A 19,215-nucleotide genomic window follows, 5' to 3' on the forward strand; every position below is an offset into this window, starting at 1 on the left:
ATGAACTCATATACATCGGCCATTTTACTTGGAGTAATTGTTGGGACAGTTACACGAATTTTAATGCTTCAAACTGATACAAGGCAGTATCCAACTCGCTTGCATGGCAAGATTATTCATATTGCAATGGGAATTACTGCGTCTGCTCTTGGGGCAGTTGCAATCCCATCTATTTTGAAGAAAGATTTCTCCGCCATTACATTTCTGACATTAGCGGCATCGCAGTTTCGTGATGTGCGTAATATGGAGCGTAATACACTGCAGCAACTAGACGGATATGAGCTTGTCCCACGGGGTAATACATATATTGAAGGAATTGCACTTGTGTTTGAAAGCCGTAACTATTTAGCGATGTTAACATCTTTTGTAACCAGCTTTGCGTATTTAGGGTTTAAATCGTGGTATGCCGGTATTTTTGCTGGAATAATAAGTTTCTTTGTTTCGAAAATGTTAATGTCTGGTAAACGACTGCGCGACCTTGTTGAAATTGAACATGTGCCACCGCATTTTGAAGGAGCTGGTCTTTATGTAGATAATATTTATATTATGAATATTGGTTTACCAGCGAGACAAAAAGAAATTATGAAGTATGGCATGGGGTTTATTTTGAAACCAAAGTCTATTGATGCACGAATAACATTAGCGAATTTAGGTCAAAGGCAAGCCATTTTGCATGATATGTCTGTTGCACTTGGTATTTATCGAGATTCTGGAACACCAGCACTTGTACCACTTGCAAAACGGGATTTAAATGATGGAAGAATAGGTGTGTTTGTTTTGCCGCAAGATCAAGATGTGAAGAAAGCTATCCAAGTTATCGGAAATGTTCCGACGTTAGAAAGTGCGGTTCATATGGCTTCTGAGGCTCCTAACGGAAGGGGAGATAAAGGATGATATTAGAAAAATGTATTCTTGCTGTCATTACAACAATTCCAGAAAAATTCGCTGGTGGTGCTCCATTGTTTGTATGTGAGACAGTAGAAGAAATGGAGTTTGTAGCCAATAATTTAGAGGCGATTATAGATGGAATTGCACATCGCTTACAAGAGAACTTATATATTATTGTGAAACATTCTTGAAATGTGCTATAATATGAGATGTTTTGATATGAAGAGAAATATTCTGGAATGCAAATCCCTTCTTGCACAAAGAAGGGTTTTTTACATAATAACAGAAGCGAATAGAAAGGATGAAAGTATATGCCAAAACCGGTAGTGGCAATAGTAGGACGCCCAAACGTTGGAAAATCTACTATTTTCAATAGAATTGTTGGGGAAAGAGTGTCGATTGTAGAAGATATTCCTGGTGTAACACGAGATCGTATTTATAGTGCAGGAGAATGGTTAAATCATGAGTTTAACGTTATTGATACAGGTGGAATTGATATTGGGGACGAGCCATTTTTGACACAAATTCGTCAACAAGCAGAAGTTGCGATTGATGAAGCTGATGTTATTATTTTTATGACGAATGGTCGCGACGGTGTAACAGCTGCGGATGAAGAGGTTGCAAAGATTTTATATCGTTCTAAAAAGCCGGTTGTATTAGCGGTCAACAAAATAGATAACCCAGAGATGCGCAGCGATATTTATGATTTTTATGCGTTAGGATTTGGAGAGCCATTTCCGATTTCTGGTACACATGGTTTAGGGTTAGGAGACTTATTAGATGAAGCAGCAAAACATTTCCCGAAAATTGAAGAAGAAGCATACGATGATGAAACAATTAAATTCTGTTTAATTGGTCGTCCGAATGTTGGGAAATCATCAATGGTAAATGCATTGCTTGGTCAAGAGCGTGTAATCGTTAGTAATGTAGCGGGTACAACTCGTGATGCAGTTGATACTCCGTACAGTAAAGATGGACAAGATTACGTTATCATTGATACTGCAGGAATGCGTAAAAAAGGAAAAGTATATGAAAGTACCGAAAAATATAGTGTACTTCGCGCGCTTCGAGCAATTGAACGCTCTGACGTTGTTTTAGTTGTTTTAGATGGTGAAGAAGGAATTATTGAACAAGATAAAAAAATCGCTGGATATGCGCATGATTCAGGTCGTGCTGTTATTATCGTTGTAAATAAATGGGATGCGGTTGAAAAAGATGAGAAAACGATGAAGGAATTCGAAGAGAATATTCGTGCTCACTTCCAATTTTTAGATTATGCACCAATCGTATTTTTATCTGCAAAAACGAGAAAACGTACACATACATTGCTTCCTGTTATTAATGAGGTAAATGCAAGTCATAGTATTCGTGTACAAACAAACGTTTTAAACGACGTAATTATGGATGCTGTTGCAATGAATCCAACACCAACACATAATGGACAACGTTTGAAAATCTTCTACGCAACACAAGTCGCGGTGAAACCACCGACATTTGTTGTATTCGTAAATGATCCAGAGTTACTGCACTTCTCGTATGAGCGTTTCTTGAAAAACCGTCTGCGTGATGCGTTTGGTTTCGTAGGAACGCCGATTAAAGTTATTGCAAGAGCACGAGACTAATGGAGAGGGTGTGATTTTATGAAAAAAATCACAGTAGTAGGAGCAGGTAGCTGGGGAACGGCGTTAGCAATGGTATTAGCTGACAACGGCCATGATGTACGTCTTTGGGGAAACCGAGTAGAACTCATGAATGAAATTAATGAAAAACATGAAAATAGTCGTTATCTACCGGGGATTACATTGCCAGCCAGTGTCGTTGCCTATCCTTCCTTAGAAGAAGCATTAGCAGGGGTAGATACAGTACTTCTCGTTGTACCTACAAAAGCATACAGAGAAGTATTGCAAAATATGAAAGAACTTGTTTCGCAGCCAATTACATGGATTCATGCGAGTAAAGGAATTGAACCGGGAACTTCAAAGCGTATTTCGGAAGTGATTGAAGAAGAAATTCCGGAACATCTCATTCGAGATGTTGTTGTCTTATCGGGACCGAGTCATGCAGAAGAAGTTGGATTGCGTCAAGCTACAACAGTTACATCAGCTGCAAAGCGTATGGAAGCAGCTGAAGAAGTCCAGGACTTATTTATGAATAGTTATTTTCGTGTATATACAAACCCAGATATTGTTGGAGTTGAACTTGGCGGAGCGTTAAAAAATATTATTGCCCTTGCTGCTGGTATTACTGATGGACTTGGTTTAGGTGATAATGCAAAGGCGGCACTTATGACGCGTGGTTTAACAGAAATTGCTCGTTTGGGTCGTAAAATGGGTGGTAATCCCTTAACGTTTGCTGGCTTGACAGGTATGGGAGATTTAATTGTAACGTGTACGAGTGTCCATAGCCGAAATTGGCGTGCTGGTAACTTGCTTGGTAAAGGTTGCTCGTTAAACGAAGTGTTAGATAATATGGGGATGGTTGTTGAAGGTGTGCGGACAACAAAAGCTGCACATGAGATGGCAAAGAAAATGAATGTAGAAATGCCAATTACAGCTGTCTTATATGATGTATTATTTAATGGAAAAAATGTAAAAGATGCTGTTGGAACGCTGATGGGGCGTGTACGTAAACACGAAGTAGAAGAAATTCCAGATTTGTTGTAAGAAAAGCTGTACAAGTGTAAAGATACATTTGTACAGCTTTTTCTTATTTTGGGTCTTTTCACCATTCTTTTTTTTCTGCATACGATGAAGTGTAGATTACAAGAGAGGGTGAACAAGGTGGATAATAATTTATTCAACAATATTGAAAAGCAATCGAAAGTAAATAAAGATGATATTTTTAAATTAGCTTCTTCTGTTCAAAATGCAAATTTGCGAGATGAGCAAGTATTACGTCAGTTAATTCATCAAGTTGCAACGATGGCAGGAAGAGATGTATCAAAAGAGAAAGAAGATCAAATTGTAAATGCGATTATTAATAATAACATGCCAACCGATTTTAGCTCATTAAGTAAAATGTTTAAAAAATAAAGTACGAGAAACCACTGTTATATATATTGCATACGATATGATGAAGGAATGAATATGAGCTGTTTGTGGGAGTATTTGGTCAACCGAAGCGAAAAGGTCTCGTTCGCTTCGGTTTTTTATTGGTTTCATTATATGTGAATGTATACCGTTAGTCCTTCGGTAGTGAAGTTTCGTCTTATTTTCAGTTTGAATGGAATAAATAAATTGTTTCTATTTGTTTAAAAGTTATAATTTGTTAAAATAGTAGGAAAATACATTAAAATAAAGGGGTGTATATATGTCTGTTGGACTTATAAAGATGTGGTTTTCTTTGGGAGCAATGGCTCTCATGTTTATTGCTGTTATTTTCATTTTGTTAAGTCGCCATAAAATAAAGAATACGTTTTTGAAAGGGTTTACAGCTTTGTTTGCATATGCCTGTATGATTGTGTCGGGACTTATTATTTTTCTTGTTGTATTTAGTGGGCCAATTGAACAATAGAAACTAAAGGACGGATTTCTGATGAAGAAAACGCTAATGATTATCGTATTGTGTTGCACCAGCATGTTATCTGGGTGTCTATATCCGAAAGAAAAAGTACAACAAAATGTAGTACCATATGAAGATCAATTACAAGCGGTGCAAACAGCAGTTAATACATATAGAGAACAAAATGATAATATATTGCCTATTAAAACACGCGATATGAATACACCAATCTATCAAAAATATCCAATTGATTTTCAAAAGATTACGCCTGGGCTTATGCAAGAACCACCTGGAAATGCTTTTGAAAGCGGAGGCATTTATCAGTATGTATTAGTTGATGTAGAAACAAATCCAACTGTGAAATTAATTGATGTTCGAACGGCTGAACAGATTCAAGATTTAAAGTTGAAACTACAAATCTATCGTGATGAGCATAAATATCCACCGTTTAAAAAAATAATTACAGATGGTGTGTATGAGCTTGATTATAAAAAAATGGGATATAAAGAAATTCCTCAAGTGGAAAGCCCATATTCTGGTAAGAATCTACCTTTTGTTATTGATGAGAAAGGTGAAGTATATATTGATTATCGCGTTGACTTATACGACATGTTACAAAAATATGGTGATGAAGTGAAAGAAGGAGAAGATATTCGCCAGTTGCTTGTGAAACATACTCCATTTGTACCGGTGTATTCCTTACCGTATACAGTAAAGAACAAAGAACCAATTTTTTTTAAGTGATAAGTCATGAACCTTTCTTCTAACGAATAAGTTCTAGAAGAAGGGTTTTTAACTTCTTGAAACATTTGCATCGTATACAAAAAGTTCTTTTTAAATAGTCATATGAAATTGGGACAAAATCATATGCTGTACAGTCCAAACTACAAGAATAATCATGATTTATTCCCAAAAATGTTGAGGGAGGGAATCACTTGGAAAAGGTTGATATTTTTAAAGATATCGCTGAGCGTACAGGCGGTGATATTTATCTAGGGGTTGTAGGAGCTGTTCGAACAGGAAAATCTACTTTTATTAAGAAGTTTATGGAGCTAGTTGTTATTCCTAATATCGAAAACGATTCGGATCGTCAGCGTGCACAAGACGAACTGCCGCAAAGTGCAGCAGGACGTACAATAATGACAACGGAGCCCAAATTTGTTCCAAACCAAGCGGTTTCTATCCATGTTGATGATGGACTCGATGTGAATATCCGCTTAGTAGATTGTGTAGGTTATACTGTCCCAGGAGCGAAAGGATATGAAGACGAAAATGGACCACGTATGATTAATACACCATGGTATGAAGAACCGATTCCATTTCATGAAGCAGCGGAAATTGGGACACGGAAAGTAATTCAAGAACATTCTACAATAGGTGTAGTTATTACAACTGATGGAACAATTGGAGAAATCCCCCGCCGTGATTACATTGAAGCGGAAGGCCGGGTCGTAAATGAATTAAAAGAAGTAGGAAAACCTTTCATTATGATTATTAATACAGTACAGCCATATCATCCTGATACAGAACAACTTCGTCAAAGTTTAGTAGAAGAATATGATATTCCAGTGTTAGCAATGAGCGTAGAAGGGTTAAGAGAAGGGGATGTATATAATGTACTGCGCGAGGCATTATACGAGTTCCCAGTTTTAGAAGTGAATGTAAATCTTCCGAGTTGGGTAATGGTGTTAAATGACAACCACTGGCTTCGTCAAAGCTATCAAGAGGCTGTCCAAGAAACAGTAAAAGATATTAAGCGTCTTCGTGATGTTGACCGCGTTGTATGGCAATTTAGTCAATATGAATTTATTGATCGTGCAAGTCTTGCAGGAATTGATATGGGGCAAGGTGTTGCAGAGATAGACTTATATGCACCAGATGAATTGTACGATCAAATTTTAAAAGAAGTGGTAGGCGTTGAAATTCGTGGTAGAGATCATTTATTAAAGTTAATGCTTGACTTCGCTTATGCGAAAACGGAATATGATCAAGTTGCAGATGCACTAAAAATGGTAAAACAAACAGGATACGGTGTTGCAGCACCGGCACTAGCAGATATGAGCTTAGATGAGCCGGAAATTATTCGACATGGATCGCGCTTTGGTGTGAAATTAAAAGCTGTTGCCCCATCTATTCATATGATTAAAGTTGATGTGGAATCAACATTTGAACCAATTATTGGAACAGAAAAGCAAAGTGAAGAGCTTGTTCGCTATTTAATGCAAGATTTTGAAGATGACCCACTTTCTATTTGGAATTCGGACATTTTTGGGCGATCACTTAGCTCTATCGTTCGAGAAGGGATTCAGGCAAAATTATCATTAATGCCAGAAAATGCTCGTTATAAATTAAAAGAAACGCTAGAACGAATTATAAATGAAGGATCTGGCGGCTTAATAGCAATTATTTTATAATTGAAAGACTCCTTATTGGGGAGTCTTTTTTTGTTTTTCATAGAAAAACAAAATGCCATTATCTAACACTTTATAGGTGATTGTCAAGTTTCATCAGTTTTTCACATTTTCGTGGCAACATTTTCTTTAAAAATATTGAATTATAAAGGAGAATCGTATAATATAGGCCTTGATAATGATTTTATCTACATCTTTGTAGTATAGAATTTGTAAAAATTGCCTACAAATGAAGGTAAGACTCATTTTATGATCATTATACAGTCGTATCTTTGGGAGGAGGTGAATGGCATGAACAAGACAGATTTAATCAATGCTGTTGCAGAAGCAAGTTCCCTTTCTAAAAAGGACGCAACAAAAGCAGTTGACGCTGTTTTTGATTCCATCTTAGAAGCTTTAAAGCAAGGTGATAAAGTACAACTTATCGGATTTGGTAACTTCGAAGTTCGTGAGCGTGCGGCTCGTAAAGGACGCAACCCACAAACTGGTGAGGAAATTGAAATCGCGGCAAGCAAAGTACCTGCATTCAAACCTGGTAAAGCGCTAAAAGATGCGGTTAAATAATCCTTACATATTACGGGGAAGAAGAGTTTCCTTATTGGAAACTCTTCTTTTTGCTTTTAAAAACATATATATGCTAGAATGTGTTCGTAGTATTTTTAGGTTTTATTCGGGAGGGCTAGCGGATGGCAAATGTAAACTTAGAACAGATCGAACATGCAGTACGTCTTATTTTAGAAGCAATTGGGGACGATCCAAATCGTGAGGGAGTATTAGATACACCAAAACGTGTTGCGAAGATGTATGCAGAAGTATTTTCTGGTATGCATGAAGATCCAAAAGAACATTTACATAAAGTGTTTGGTGAAGAGCATGAAGAGCTTGTATTGGTAAAAGATATTCCGTTCTTTTCTATGTGTGAGCATCATCTCGTTCCGTTTTATGGCGTTGCTCATGTTGCATATATTCCACGTGGTGGAAAAGTAACAGGGTTAAGTAAATTGGCACGTACAGTAGATACAGTTGCGCGTCGACCACAATTGCAAGAACGAATTACATCAACAGTAGCAGATTCTATTATGGAAGTGTTAGAGCCGCATGGTGTAATGGTTGTTGTAGAAGCAGAGCATATGTGCATGACAATGCGCGGTGTGAAAAAACCTGGTGCAAAAACTGTAACAACTGCAGTGCGTGGTGTGTTAGAAACGGACGCACCAGCACGTGCGGAGATTCTATCTTTTATTAAGACTAATTAGTAGGAAAGCAGGAAACTGCTTTTCTTTTTTTATCCTGCTATTCGTGGGCAATAAGACCCCTCATCTCAAGATTCAGAGAGAAGCGGAGAAGATAGGTGGGGAATAACTGCTGGCATGTGCCCGATTGGTTCAACTAACCATCAATGGGGGATGAAAAAAACCACTGATAGAAGTTCCACTTTATACCAATATAACGGCCAGGATAAGGGGAAATAAAGATCAATTTTTACTTTGTTTCGTTTCGTCAAGTTTTCTTTATAGAAAAATGAATGAATGTGTTATAATAGGTTTTATGAATTAGAAAACAAGGGTGATTTTTGTGGGTAACATCTACGGAGGGTTTACGGATATAAAGGAGCAGCTATATAAAAAACTACGCCATCCTTATTTTATAAAGTACATTGAAGAACCAGTTATTGATGAAAAAAAATTAGCGTTCTTATATTCCATTTTAAAAAGTGCAAACTTACATAGAGAGCAAATTGAACATTACGTAGTAACCATTATGCTTGTACAAATTGCTTTAGATACACATGAGAAAGTATCAAATAAAGAGGAGACGGATGGGTCTCATAAGCGGCGCCAACTAACAGTATTAGCAGGGGATTATTATAGTGGGCTATATTATTATTTACTTTCAATGAATCATGATATCGTACTGATTCGTGCGTTGGCAGAAGGTATTAAAGAGATTAATGAACACAAAATTATGTTATATCAGCAAACATATGAAACGATAGAAGAAATGTTAAGCAGTGTAGGAATGATTGAATCGGCTCTTTTACAAAAAACGTGTGATCATTTTCAAGTGAAACATGTAAAGTCAACAATTAACAATATATTTGCAATAGCTCGTTTGCAAACTGAGTATCAAATATTCTTGAAGAAAGAATCGTCGCCAGTATTTACGGCATTTCAAAAGATTTTATCTTCTGATGATAAAACGAAAGTGGAAAACGTATACAACGAATCGATAAAAAAGATACGAAGTCAAATTAATACTTTGATGCAAGATGATACAGGGATTGAAACATTTTTTTCCACATTGAAAGAGGCGACTTGAGTATTTTGAATTTTACAGTTGGAAGAAGGGTAAAAGCATGCAACAATCAAAAGAAGAAAGAGTACATGACGTATTTGAGAAGATATACAATAAATACGATGTAATGAATTCAGTTATTAGCTTTCAAAGACATAAAGCATGGCGCAAAGAAACGATGCGAATTATGGATGTTCAACCTAGGAGCACAGCGCTTGATGTATGCTGTGGAACGGCTGACTGGACAATTGCGCTTGCTGATGCGGTCGGTTCAAATGGAAAAGTATATGGATTAGATTTTAGTAAAAATATGCTTTCGGTTGGAAAAGAGAAAGTGGAAGCTTTACAATTGGATCGAGTAGAATTAATTCATGGTAATGCCATGGAACTACCCTTTGAGGATGATATGTTTGATTATGTCACAATTGGATTTGGACTCCGAAATGTGCCGGATTATATACAGGTATTAAAAGAGATGACTCGTGTTGTAAAACCGGGTGGGAAGGTTATTTGCTTAGAAACATCGCAGCCGACAATGATTGGGATTCGACAAGGTTATCTTTTATATTTTAAATACATTATGCCTTTATTCGGAAGGCTATTTGCTAAAAGTTATAAAGAATATTCGTGGTTACAAGAATCAGCAAGCACATTTCCAGGAATGAAAGAATTGGCTCGTATGTTTGAAGAAGCTGGACTAGAACAAGTAAGAGTAAAGCCGTTTACTTTTGGAGTAGCAGCAATGCACTTAGGTTATAAGCCGAAATAAAGTGAAATTATCATCAGTAGGAACTGTATTCCTTGTTGATGGAAAGGTATCATCAATCGGGCTCTAACGGGCGGTTCTCTCCCGCCTATCTTTATTTTTTTGTTTCCTCACAATCTTGAGGTGGGAGTCTTACTTCCCTTTAAAGCGGGATAAAAATAGAAAAGAAGTTTTAGGTTAAGGTGAACGATATGAAGTTACAACTTATGTATTCTTTTTTACGATCGGATATTGATAAAATTGAGAAAGAACTAAAAGTAGTTGTTGCTTCTGAGCAACAATTGCTGGAAGAAGCTGCGTTGCAACTGATTGAGGCCGGTGGAAAACGAATCCGACCTGTTTTCGTTCTGCTTGCGGGAAAATTTGGAGATTATAAGCTTGATGTAATTAAACATGTTGCCGTTGCATTAGAGCTTATTCATATGGCTTCTCTTGTGCACGACGATGTAATTGATGCCGCTCTTTTAAGAAGAGGGAGTGCGACTGTAAATGCAAACTGGGGCGATCGCATTGCAATGTATACAGGTGATTATTTATTTGCAAAGTCTCTAGAGTGCATTACAAATTTAGAAAGTCCAGAAGTACATAAAGCATTATCGCATACAATTCTTGAAGTGTGTAAAGGAGAAATTGAGCAAATTAAAGATAAGTATGATTTTGGACAAAATTTACGAACATATTTACGCCGTATTAAACGAAAAACGGCACTTTTAATTGCTGCGAGTTGTCAATTAGGGGCAATTGCATCTGGTGCATGTCGTGATACAGTCAATCGTTTGTTTTGGTATGGTTACTTTGTTGGCATGTCTTATCAAATTATTGATGATATTTTAGATTTTGTGTCGACAGAAGAAAAGCTTGGAAAACCGGCAGGGGGAGATTTATTACAAGGTAATATTACACTTCCTGCTTTATATGCGATGGAAGATCCTAAACTTCGCGAGAGAATTGTTCGAGTTAATGAAAATACGCCTTCAAATGAAATGAAAGAAATTATTGAAGCGGTCAAAAATAGTAATGCAATTGATCAAGCTTTTGCATTTAGTGAAAGATATTTACATAAAGCATTAGAAGTTATTAAGCCATTGCCTCGTGGACAGGCGAAACTGGCATTGCAAAATGTTGCAAAGTATATAGGGAAACGTAAATTTTAAATGTTTTTCGAGGAAAATAATAATCTCTCCATTTCAAAACTGTTGCACAATTTTGATAACGGTGATACTATGTGTTTGGGGATGTACAATTACATACATAATAGGAAGTGGAGAGATTTATTATGGAAAAAACGTTTTTAATGGTAAAACCAGATGGTGTACAGCGTGCAGTCATTGGGGAGATTGTTGCTAGATTTGAAAGAAAGGGCTTTCAATTAGTTGGTGCTAAGCTTATGCAAGTAACACCAGAGATTGCTGGACAGCATTATGCTGAACATAAAGAGAGACCTTTCTTCGGTGAATTAGTAGATTTCATTACATCTGGACCTGTTTTTGCAATGGTATGGCAAGGTGAAGGTGTTGTTGAGACAGCTCGTAACATGATGGGGAAAACAAGACCAAATGAAGCTGCACCTGGTACAATTCGCGGTGACTTTGGAGTAACTGTTGCGAAAAACATTATTCACGGTTCAGATTCTCTTGAAAGTGCAGAACGTGAAATCGGTATTTTCTTTAACAAAGAAGAGTTAGTTGAGTATTCTAGATCAATGAATGAGTGGATTTACTAATTATTTTGAAATAATTTGTAAACGCTTTAAAGATAGTGAATATAGTGAAAAAGCGCAAGAAAGGATGTCTGAATTCCTTCTTGCGCTTTTTTGTTTCATATTAGTTACGAATCAATAGAGGTTATGATATAGTGTTACATAAATACTGAAGTAAAGGGGAATAACCGATGCGATATATAACAGCTGGTGAATCTCACGGACCACAACTAACGACAATATTAGAGGGGATTCCGGCAGGTTTACCTTTAGTAGCGGAGGATATTAATACAGAATTAGCAAGAAGACAAAAAGGGCATGGCCGTGGACGCCGCATGCAAATTGAAAAAGATCAAGTTCAAATTTTAAGTGGTGTGCGTCATGGATATACAATTGGTGCACCAATTACGCTCGTTGTCGAAAATCGTGATTTTACACATTGGACAAAAATTATGGGAGCAGAGCCGTTAACAGAGGAAGAATCAAAAGAGATGAAACGACAAATTACACGACCTCGTCCAGGACATGCAGATTTAAATGGTGCGATTAAATATGGTCATCGCGATATGCGCAATGTATTAGAGCGTTCTTCAGCTAGAGAAACGACGGTTCGTGTAGCTGCTGGAGCTGTTGCAAAGCGCATTTTAGAAGAACTGGGTATAAAAGTAGCAGGGCATGTAATTGAAATTGGAGGAGTGAAAGCGGAGAAGCAGTCGTATAACTCTATTGAAGAGTTACAAACGATTACAGAGGCATCTCCTGTTCGTTGTTTAGATGAAGAAGCAGCGCAGAAAATGATGCAAGCAATTGATGATGCAAAAACAAACGGAGATTCTATCGGAGGGATCGTCGAAGTTGTTATAGAAGGTATGCCAGTTGGTGTTGGAAGTTATGTGCATTATGATCGTAAATTAGACGCAAAACTTGCAGCTGCAATTATGAGTATTAATGCATTTAAAGGTGTGGAAATTGGGATTGGTTTTGAGGCAGCTCGTAAGCCAGGAAGTCTTGTTCATGACGAGATTTTATGGGATAAAGATAATGGATATACGAGACGTACAAACAATGCAGGTGGATTAGAGGGCGGTATGACGACAGGTATGCCAGTTGTTGTTCGCGGAGTCATGAAACCAATTCCAACTTTATATAAACCGCTGCAAAGTATTGATATTGATACGAAAGAAGCGTTTCAAGCAAGTATTGAGCGTTCTGATAGCTGTGCTGTACCAGCAGCAAGTGTTGTAGCGGAAGCTGTTGTAGCTTGGGAACTGGCTACAGCCGTGATTGAACAATTTGGGACGGATCGCATTGATTTAATTCGTGAAAATATTGATAAACATAACGAATATGCGAGGGAATTTTGATGAAGACAATACAGATTCAAACAGGTTCCAAACAATATAATGTGTATGTTGGAGCTCATGCATTGTTACAATTATCAAAGATTATAGAAAATATGAAACCAGCCGTTTCAAGTATTCTACTGATTTCTGATGAAACGGTAGCTTCATTCCATCTAGATGAAGTGAAAAATACTTTGCAATTAGAAAAAGATGTGTTTTCATTTGTTATTCCGAGTGGTGAAAAAGAAAAATCGTTTGAAAATTATTATGCGGTTCAAACGTTTGCGCTTGAAAAAGGCTTAGATCGTCATTCGCTTATTATTGCACTTGGCGGTGGAATGATTGGAGATTTAGCGGGATTTGTTGCAGCAACGTTTATGAGAGGTATTCGATTTGTACAGGTACCAACAACGTTACTTGCCCATGATAGTGCAGTTGGAGGTAAGGTTGCAATCAATCATCCGCTTGGGAAAAATATGATTGGTGCATTTCATCAGCCAGAGGCAGTGATTTATCATACTCCGTTTTTAAATTCTCTTCCAGAAAAAGAATGGCGCTCTGGTTTTGCAGAAGTAATTAAACATTCGTTTATTGGGGATGTAAAATTATATCATTGGCTGCGTGAAGAAGTGAAAACATTGACTGATTTAAGGGATGATAAGTTAATTTATACACTGCAGCGCGCGATTCCAGTAAAAGCAAAAATTGTTGCAGAGGATGAAACCGAAAAAGGTGTTCGTGCTTACTTAAATTTTGGGCATACACTTGGACATGCTCTGGAAAAAGAGATGGGATATGGAAATATAACACATGGTGATGGTGTTGCAATCGGCATGTTATTTGCCATCTTTTTAAGTGAACAAATATATGAAAAAGACCTTCAATATAAGGAGATTAAACGGTGGTTTACTGCATATGGCTATCCGAGCATGCCAAGTAAACTTGATGTGAATCGCCTCGTTCAAGTGATGAAACAAGATAAAAAAGCGAATGGTGGAACAATTCGTATGGTCGTTATGCAGGAGATTGGGGTAGTGGATGTCGTATCTATTTCAGATGAGACCGTCCGAACGGCTTTAGAAGCATTTCAAAGAGAGGAGGAGTCTATTTGATTCGCGCGATTCGCGGCGCAACTACAGTCGATTGTAATGAAATAGAGGAAATATTGACTGCAACAGAGCGTTTAGTGAAAGAAATGGCAAGCAATAATAGAGTTTCTCCTGTTGATATTGTATCTGTATTAATTTCCACAACAGCAGATATAAATGCATGTTTTCCGGCAGCTGTATTAAGGCGTATTAAGGGTTGGTCTTATGTACCGGTCATGTGTATGCAAGAAATAGAAGTGCCAAATGCTCTTGAGAAATGTATTCGCGTTATGATGACGGTTATGACCAATAAACTACAGCATGAAATTCATCATATCTATTTAGAGAAAGCGGTGCAGCTAAGGCCCGATTTACAAAAATAATAGGGGGAATTCCAGTGAAAGTAAAAGAGCAATTATTGTCGTTAAAGGCGTATGTGCCAGGTAGAAATATTGAAGAAGTAAAGAGACAATATGGGTTATCTAAAATTGTAAAGCTAGCATCAAATGAAAATCCATTTGGATGTTCAAAACGTGTAGCTGAAGCTTTGGCATCGTTAGATGGGCAATATGCGCTCTATCCAGACGGTGCAGCGTATGCTCTTCGTGAAAAATTAGCAGATCACCTTCATGTAAAAAAGGAACAAATTTTATTTGGTAGCGGCTTAGATGAAGTGATTCAAATGATTAGCCGTTCTCTGTTACAAGAAGGAACAAATGTTGTCATGGCAAAGCCGACATTTTCACAATATCGTCATCATGCAGTAATTGAAAAAGCAGAAGTACGTGAAGTACCTTTAAAAGAGGGTACACATGATTTAGAGGCAATGCTTGCACAAGTTGATGAGCATACACGTATCGTATGGATTTGTAACCCTAATAATCCAACAGGAACGTACGTTTCAATGGAGCGGTTACTTTCATTCTTAGAGGCAGTTCCGAAAACAACACTTGTTATTATGGATGAAGCATACTATGAGTATGCTGGGGCTAAAGATTATCCGCAAACATTACCACTTCTAGAGAAGTATGAAAATCTTATGGTACTACGCACATTTTCAAAAGCATACGGATTAGCATCATTTCGCATTGGTTATGCGGTAGGAAATGAAAGCTTAATGCGTTCGTTAGAGGTAGCAAGATTACCATTTAATACGTCATCAATTGCACAGGTAGTTGCACAAGCGGCTATAGAAGATCAAGCGTTTTTACAAGAGTGTGTGAAAGTGAATAATAAAGGATTACAGCAATATTATGATTTTTGTGAGAAGTATCAAGTGTTTTATTATCCATCACAGGCGAATTTTATCTTTTTAGAGCTTGGTCTTCCAGGAGATGAAGTATTTGAAAGGCTACTACAAAAAGGATACATCGTTCGTTCCGGTGGTCCACTTGGTTTACCGAACGGTATTCGGATTACGGTTGGAACGAAAGAAGAGAACGCGGAGATTATTGCGGTGCTTACTGAACTTGTAGAAGAGAATTTGAAAAAAGAAGAGACATATTCATAAGAAAAGAAACGACTCCATCATTAGGAGTCGTTTCTTTTCATCCTATTTGCGTAAAGAAGAAGGAAAGAAGTACAATAAAGTGAAACTTCCATCAGTGGACGTTTTATCCCACTGATGGTTAGTTGAACCAATCGGGCTCTTACTGTCCAAAAATAGCGAGATAAAGAAAGAATACATACGTGAACATTAATAGAGGTGATAGAGGTGAAACAATTAACAAAGCTTAAGAATGAATTAAACGGAACGATTTTTGTTCCTGGAGATAAGTCTATTTCGCACCGCGCTGTTATGTTTGGGGCAATTGCAGAAGGAACAACGAAGATTACAAATTTTCTTCAGGGTGAAGATTGTTTAAGTACGATTGCTTGTTTTCAACAGTTAGGAATTAAGATTGAGCAAAAGGGTAACGATGTCACTGTATATGGAAAAGGATTACAAAGACTAGTAGAACCGACGGAAGTATTAGATGTTGGAAACTCAGGAACGACAATTCGGTTAATGCTTGGTATACTATCAAATGCATCGTTTCATTGTACAGTTATCGGAGATTCTTCAATTGGAAAGCGTCCGATGAAACGTGTTACAGAACCTCTTCGTCAAATGGGTGCTAAAATTGATGGAAGAGAAGATGGACAATTTACGCCTCTTTCTATTCGAGGGGGAAATATAAAAGGCATACATTATCGTTCTCCCGTTGCAAGTGCACAGGTGAAATCAGCTATTTTACTTGCAGGACTGCAAGGAGAAGGCGTGACAACAGTGACAGAACCATTACAATCTCGTGATCATACAGAGCGTATGTTACGTGCATTTGGTTGTTGCGTTACTGTTGACGGATTAACTGTTTCATTAGAAGGCGGTCAAAAGCTTTCTGCAGTGAATATTGAGGTGCCGGGAGATATTTCTTCAGCTGCTTTTTTCTTAGTAGCAGGTGCAATTGTGCCAAAGAGTAAGATTGTGTTGAAAAATGTTGGGTTAAATCCTACAAGAACTGGAATTCTTGATGTGTTATCACAAATGGGTGCGAATTTGTCAATAGAGAATATTCGCAATGAAGAATTTGAGCCAAGCGGTGATATTACAATTGAAACCTCACAATTAAGAGGAATAGAAATTAGCGGTGCGCTCATCCCAAAATTAATTGATGAAATTCCAATTTTAGCACTGTTAGCAACGCAAGCAGAAGGGACAACTGTGATTAAAAATGCGGAAGAATTAAAAGTAAAAGAAACGAATCGTATTGATTCAGTTGTAAATGAATTGAAAAAACTAGGAGCACATATTGAAGCAACAGAAGATGGTATGATTGTGCATGGTAAAACGCAATTACATGGAAACGTGGTAAATAGTCATGGTGATCATCGTATTGGTATGATGTTAGGGATTGCATCGTGTATAGCAGATGGAGAAGTTACGATTGAAAATAGCGAGGCAGTAGCTGTGTCATATCCGAACTTCTTTGAACAGTTACATATGCTGCAAAACTAAAAGAATCTTTTCTTTTTGAGAAGGTTCTTTTCTTCTTCACACTGTTGCTTACACGGAAACAGTTGTTTATTATGGAATTTACATAAGTATTTAGATAAAGGAGCTAGTTATGCAAAAGTTTGAACAAGCTGTTACATATATTGAAAGCGGAGAAACAGAGAAAGGATTACAACTATTAGCAGAGCAAGTAAAACAAGGTACGGATGAAGAAAAGTATGAAATTGCTCGTTATTATTATACACTAGGGTTTGTAGATCAAGCGCTAGAAATAGTAGAGGATTTACGGTTGCTATACCCAGAAGAAAGTGAATTCACGTTATTTTTAGCAGAGTTATATATTGATTTAGACAAAGAAGATGAAGCAATTGAAGTACTTCACGACATTCAAGAGAATGATGAATTATATGTTCAATCTCTCCTCCTTGCATCTGATTTATATCAAATGCAAGGTTTTGACGAAGTAGCAGAGCAAAAATTATTAAAAGCGAAAGCGATGATGCCAGATGAGCCGGTAATTGCTTTCGGGCTTGGGGAATTGTATAGCAGTAAAGGAGAAGATAGTAAAGCAATTCCATATTATGAATCATTACTTCCAGAACATAAAGTGATGGGCGGTGTTGTTGTTCCGCTTCGATTGGCTGAAAATTTAAGCGCACTTGGGCAATGGAGTGAAGCAATTTCTTATTATGAGGAAGGTTTAGAGGAGCAGAAGGATATTCATTCTTTATTTGGATTTGCGTTTACGTTGTATCAAGGAGAACAGTACCAAAGAGCAATCAGTGTATGGGAAGAATTAAAAGAATTAGATCCAGAATATGCATCTTTATATATGTATTTGGCGAAATGCTATGAAAAAGAAGGGATGCTTCAAGAAAGTTATGAAACGCTTCAAGAAGGAATAAAAATTGACGAACTATCAATACCATTTTATGTAGAGTTTGCTAATGTTGCAGCGAAGCTAGGGAAAAGAAATGAAGCAGAAGATTCGCTTAAGAAAGCATTAGAGCTTGATCCGTCGCATTTAGGGGCTACCTTAAAGTATTCATACATCTTAAAGGAAGAAGAAAGGTATGAAGAGGTGATTGCTGTTATAGAAAAAGCCATTGATAATGGGGAAACGGACACGCAATTACTTTGGGATATTGCACATGCGAAAAAACAATTAGAATTGTATTCGGAAGCATTAAATCATTACCAAAGCGCATATACTTCTTTTAAGAATCATCCAGATTTCTTGGAGGAGTACGGTTACTTCTTGTTAGAAGAGGGATTGCGAAAAGAGGCGAAAGAAGTATTTACACGTTTATTACAGCTAGATCCGACACAAACTCATATTGAAGAATTATTATATAATTTAGAGGATTTTTCATAAGTTGGAAGGAAACTGAATACTGCTTCTTGAATGTAAAAAGAAAAAAGAAGGACAGAGGAGGGATTAAGCGCTATGAATACCCCTGTTTCTGTGAATGAAAAGAAAGATTTTGTAAAATGGTTTTTAAATAATTACCAACTGAAACAGCGAGAATGTGTTTGGATTTTAAATTATTTAATGAGTCATGATCAATTAATGGATAAGGTGCATTTTGTAGAGCATGCGAAATATTGTCCGCGTGGGTTGGTAATGTCAGCGAATTGCGTGAAAGATTTACCGTTTCATTTTTATAAACAAAATGTAATGACGACTGATGCGGAAAAATCATTTCATGATATTCGCTTAAACAGAGATGAAGATATTTATATTCAGCTCAATTTTAAATCATCTTTTCAAAATGCGAATTATGTGGCAGTGCTAGAAGAAAATCCATATTTACCGAAGAATATCGATGTAAATGAAAAAGATCGTTTATTAGCAGAGCGATTTTTAGAAGAAAGCGTATATTCGTTTCGGAAAGAACGACTTTTGAAATTAATTGACGAAGCGCTTGATACTCATGATGAAGAAACATTCCGCAAGTTAACAGACGAGTTAAAATGCTTATAAACTTATCTGTGAAAAGTAATTATGAAAATTTTTAGACTATTGCAAAGAAAAACCATCTTTTATAGATGGTTTTTCTTTTTTTACCTTTATCTGTATGGTTTAATAGAAATAGAGTGAAACTTTCTTTATGATTAGGTCAACTACCCACCGCTTAAATGCTAACGCGTTTTGAAGTGAGGGCTTGTAAAAAGCTCTGGTTGCCTAGCCGTAGTCCTATGTGGACTACGTTCGTAGGCTGCATACCC

At 37.0% G+C, this 19,215-nt stretch carries 21 protein-coding genes; all 21 read left to right on the top strand.

Annotated elements, in window-relative coordinates:
• Window positions 1–894 (top strand): YIEGIA family protein, encoded by an 894-nt coding sequence (locus LRP84_RS04630; protein WP_230574008.1) that lies wholly within the window; start codon window positions 1–3, stop codon window positions 892–894.
• Entirely contained in the window at window positions 891–1,079 is a 189-nt protein-coding gene (locus LRP84_RS04635) for a capping complex subunit for YIEGIA (protein WP_230574009.1), read from the top strand. Before LRP84_RS04630 ends, LRP84_RS04635 begins: the two co-directional genes overlap by 4 nt.
• 120 nt (window positions 1,080–1,199) lie before the next feature.
• Entirely contained in the window at window positions 1,200–2,510 is a 1,311-nt protein-coding gene (der, locus tag LRP84_RS04640; protein WP_230574010.1) for a ribosome biogenesis GTPase Der, read from the top strand.
• Window positions 2,511–2,528: 18 nt separating this feature from the next.
• Window positions 2,529–3,551, top strand: coding sequence for an NAD(P)H-dependent glycerol-3-phosphate dehydrogenase (locus LRP84_RS04645; protein ID WP_230574011.1), 1,023 nt, complete (start codon window positions 2,529–2,531; stop codon window positions 3,549–3,551).
• Between the two features lie 117 nt (window positions 3,552–3,668).
• Window positions 3,669–3,920, top strand: a complete 252-nt coding sequence (locus tag LRP84_RS04650; RefSeq protein WP_230574012.1) for a stage VI sporulation protein F — start codon at window positions 3,669–3,671, stop codon at window positions 3,918–3,920.
• Window positions 3,921–4,197: 277 nt separating this feature from the next.
• On the top strand, window positions 4,198–4,401 hold the full coding sequence (locus LRP84_RS04655) for a DUF2768 domain-containing protein (protein WP_098309416.1): 204 nt from the start codon (window positions 4,198–4,200) through the stop codon (window positions 4,399–4,401).
• A gap of 21 nt (window positions 4,402–4,422) precedes the next feature.
• Window positions 4,423–5,133, top strand: a complete 711-nt coding sequence (locus LRP84_RS04660) for a YphF family lipoprotein (RefSeq protein WP_230574013.1) — start codon at window positions 4,423–4,425, stop codon at window positions 5,131–5,133.
• A gap of 191 nt (window positions 5,134–5,324) precedes the next feature.
• Window positions 5,325–6,803: a stage IV sporulation protein A gene (gene spoIVA, locus LRP84_RS04665; protein WP_230574014.1), complete on the top strand. Its 1,479-nt coding sequence runs from the start codon at window positions 5,325–5,327 to the stop codon at window positions 6,801–6,803.
• A 288-nt stretch (window positions 6,804–7,091) separates the two neighbouring features.
• Window positions 7,092–7,364 carry an HU family DNA-binding protein gene (locus LRP84_RS04670; protein ID WP_001043860.1) on the top strand — a complete coding sequence of 91 codons (273 nt, stop codon included), beginning with the start codon at window positions 7,092–7,094 and terminating at the stop codon, window positions 7,362–7,364.
• Between the two features lie 122 nt (window positions 7,365–7,486).
• Entirely contained in the window at window positions 7,487–8,056 is a 570-nt protein-coding gene (gene folE, locus LRP84_RS04675) for a GTP cyclohydrolase I FolE (protein WP_154709048.1), read from the top strand.
• A gap of 319 nt (window positions 8,057–8,375) precedes the next feature.
• Window positions 8,376–9,119, top strand: coding sequence for a heptaprenyl diphosphate synthase component 1 (locus tag LRP84_RS04680; RefSeq protein WP_230574015.1), 744 nt, complete (start codon window positions 8,376–8,378; stop codon window positions 9,117–9,119).
• A gap of 37 nt (window positions 9,120–9,156) precedes the next feature.
• Window positions 9,157–9,864, top strand: a complete 708-nt coding sequence (locus tag LRP84_RS04685; RefSeq protein ID WP_230574016.1) for a demethylmenaquinone methyltransferase — start codon at window positions 9,157–9,159, stop codon at window positions 9,862–9,864.
• 188 nt (window positions 9,865–10,052) lie between these two features.
• The gene (gene hepT, locus LRP84_RS04690; RefSeq protein ID WP_230574017.1) at window positions 10,053–11,015 is read left to right on the top strand and encodes a heptaprenyl diphosphate synthase component II; all 963 of its coding nucleotides are present in this window, start codon (window positions 10,053–10,055) and stop codon (window positions 11,013–11,015) included.
• Window positions 11,016–11,137: 122 nt separating this feature from the next.
• Window positions 11,138–11,584 (top strand): nucleoside-diphosphate kinase, encoded by a 447-nt coding sequence (gene ndk, locus LRP84_RS04695; RefSeq protein ID WP_230574018.1) that lies wholly within the window; start codon window positions 11,138–11,140, stop codon window positions 11,582–11,584.
• A 167-nt stretch (window positions 11,585–11,751) separates the two neighbouring features.
• Window positions 11,752–12,924, top strand: a complete 1,173-nt coding sequence (gene aroC / locus LRP84_RS04700) for a chorismate synthase (RefSeq protein WP_230574019.1) — start codon at window positions 11,752–11,754, stop codon at window positions 12,922–12,924.
• Window positions 12,924–14,015, top strand: coding sequence for a 3-dehydroquinate synthase (aroB, locus tag LRP84_RS04705; protein WP_230574020.1), 1,092 nt, complete (start codon window positions 12,924–12,926; stop codon window positions 14,013–14,015). The genes aroC and aroB overlap by 1 nt, the downstream gene beginning before the upstream one ends.
• Complete coding sequence (gene aroH, locus LRP84_RS04710) at window positions 14,012–14,374, top strand: chorismate mutase (RefSeq protein ID WP_230574021.1); 363 nt, start codon at window positions 14,012–14,014, stop codon at window positions 14,372–14,374. Before aroB ends, aroH begins: the two co-directional genes overlap by 4 nt.
• 14 nt (window positions 14,375–14,388) lie before the next feature.
• On the top strand, window positions 14,389–15,501 hold the full coding sequence (gene hisC, locus LRP84_RS04715) for a histidinol-phosphate transaminase (RefSeq protein ID WP_230574022.1): 1,113 nt from the start codon (window positions 14,389–14,391) through the stop codon (window positions 15,499–15,501).
• Window positions 15,502–15,705: 204 nt separating this feature from the next.
• Window positions 15,706–16,989, top strand: coding sequence for a 3-phosphoshikimate 1-carboxyvinyltransferase (aroA, locus tag LRP84_RS04720; protein ID WP_437438759.1), 1,284 nt, complete (start codon window positions 15,706–15,708; stop codon window positions 16,987–16,989).
• A 109-nt stretch (window positions 16,990–17,098) separates the two neighbouring features.
• Entirely contained in the window at window positions 17,099–18,361 is a 1,263-nt protein-coding gene (locus tag LRP84_RS04725; protein WP_230574023.1) for a tetratricopeptide repeat protein, read from the top strand.
• Between the two features lie 72 nt (window positions 18,362–18,433).
• The gene (locus LRP84_RS04730; RefSeq protein ID WP_230574024.1) at window positions 18,434–18,970 is read left to right on the top strand and encodes a ReoY family proteolytic degradation factor; all 537 of its coding nucleotides are present in this window, start codon (window positions 18,434–18,436) and stop codon (window positions 18,968–18,970) included.
• Window positions 18,971–19,215 lie beyond the last annotated feature (245 nt).

The organism is Bacillus rhizoplanae, from assembly GCF_917563915.1.
Classification (GTDB): Bacteria; Bacillota; Bacilli; order Bacillales; family Bacillaceae_G; genus Bacillus_A; species Bacillus_A rhizoplanae.

Coding starts and splice junctions, on each gene's coding strand:
- aroC (WP_230574019.1), top strand. CDS start 11,752: ATGCGATATATAACAGCTGGTGAATCTCACGGACCACAACTAACGACA.
- LRP84_RS04635 (WP_230574009.1), top strand. CDS start 891: ATGATATTAGAAAAATGTATTCTTGCTGTCATTACAACAATTCCAGAA.
- LRP84_RS04630 (WP_230574008.1), top strand. CDS start 1: ATGAACTCATATACATCGGCCATTTTACTTGGAGTAATTGTTGGGACA.
- LRP84_RS04730 (WP_230574024.1), top strand. CDS start 18,434: ATGAATACCCCTGTTTCTGTGAATGAAAAGAAAGATTTTGTAAAATGG.
- LRP84_RS04655 (WP_098309416.1), top strand. CDS start 4,198: ATGTCTGTTGGACTTATAAAGATGTGGTTTTCTTTGGGAGCAATGGCT.
- LRP84_RS04660 (WP_230574013.1), top strand. CDS start 4,423: ATGAAGAAAACGCTAATGATTATCGTATTGTGTTGCACCAGCATGTTA.
- aroB (WP_230574020.1), top strand. CDS start 12,924: ATGAAGACAATACAGATTCAAACAGGTTCCAAACAATATAATGTGTAT.
- ndk (WP_230574018.1), top strand. CDS start 11,138: ATGGAAAAAACGTTTTTAATGGTAAAACCAGATGGTGTACAGCGTGCA.
- LRP84_RS04685 (WP_230574016.1), top strand. CDS start 9,157: ATGCAACAATCAAAAGAAGAAAGAGTACATGACGTATTTGAGAAGATA.
- der (WP_230574010.1), top strand. CDS start 1,200: ATGCCAAAACCGGTAGTGGCAATAGTAGGACGCCCAAACGTTGGAAAA.
- LRP84_RS04725 (WP_230574023.1), top strand. CDS start 17,099: ATGCAAAAGTTTGAACAAGCTGTTACATATATTGAAAGCGGAGAAACA.
- LRP84_RS04670 (WP_001043860.1), top strand. CDS start 7,092: ATGAACAAGACAGATTTAATCAATGCTGTTGCAGAAGCAAGTTCCCTT.
- folE (WP_154709048.1), top strand. CDS start 7,487: ATGGCAAATGTAAACTTAGAACAGATCGAACATGCAGTACGTCTTATT.
- LRP84_RS04645 (WP_230574011.1), top strand. CDS start 2,529: ATGAAAAAAATCACAGTAGTAGGAGCAGGTAGCTGGGGAACGGCGTTA.
- hepT (WP_230574017.1), top strand. CDS start 10,053: ATGAAGTTACAACTTATGTATTCTTTTTTACGATCGGATATTGATAAA.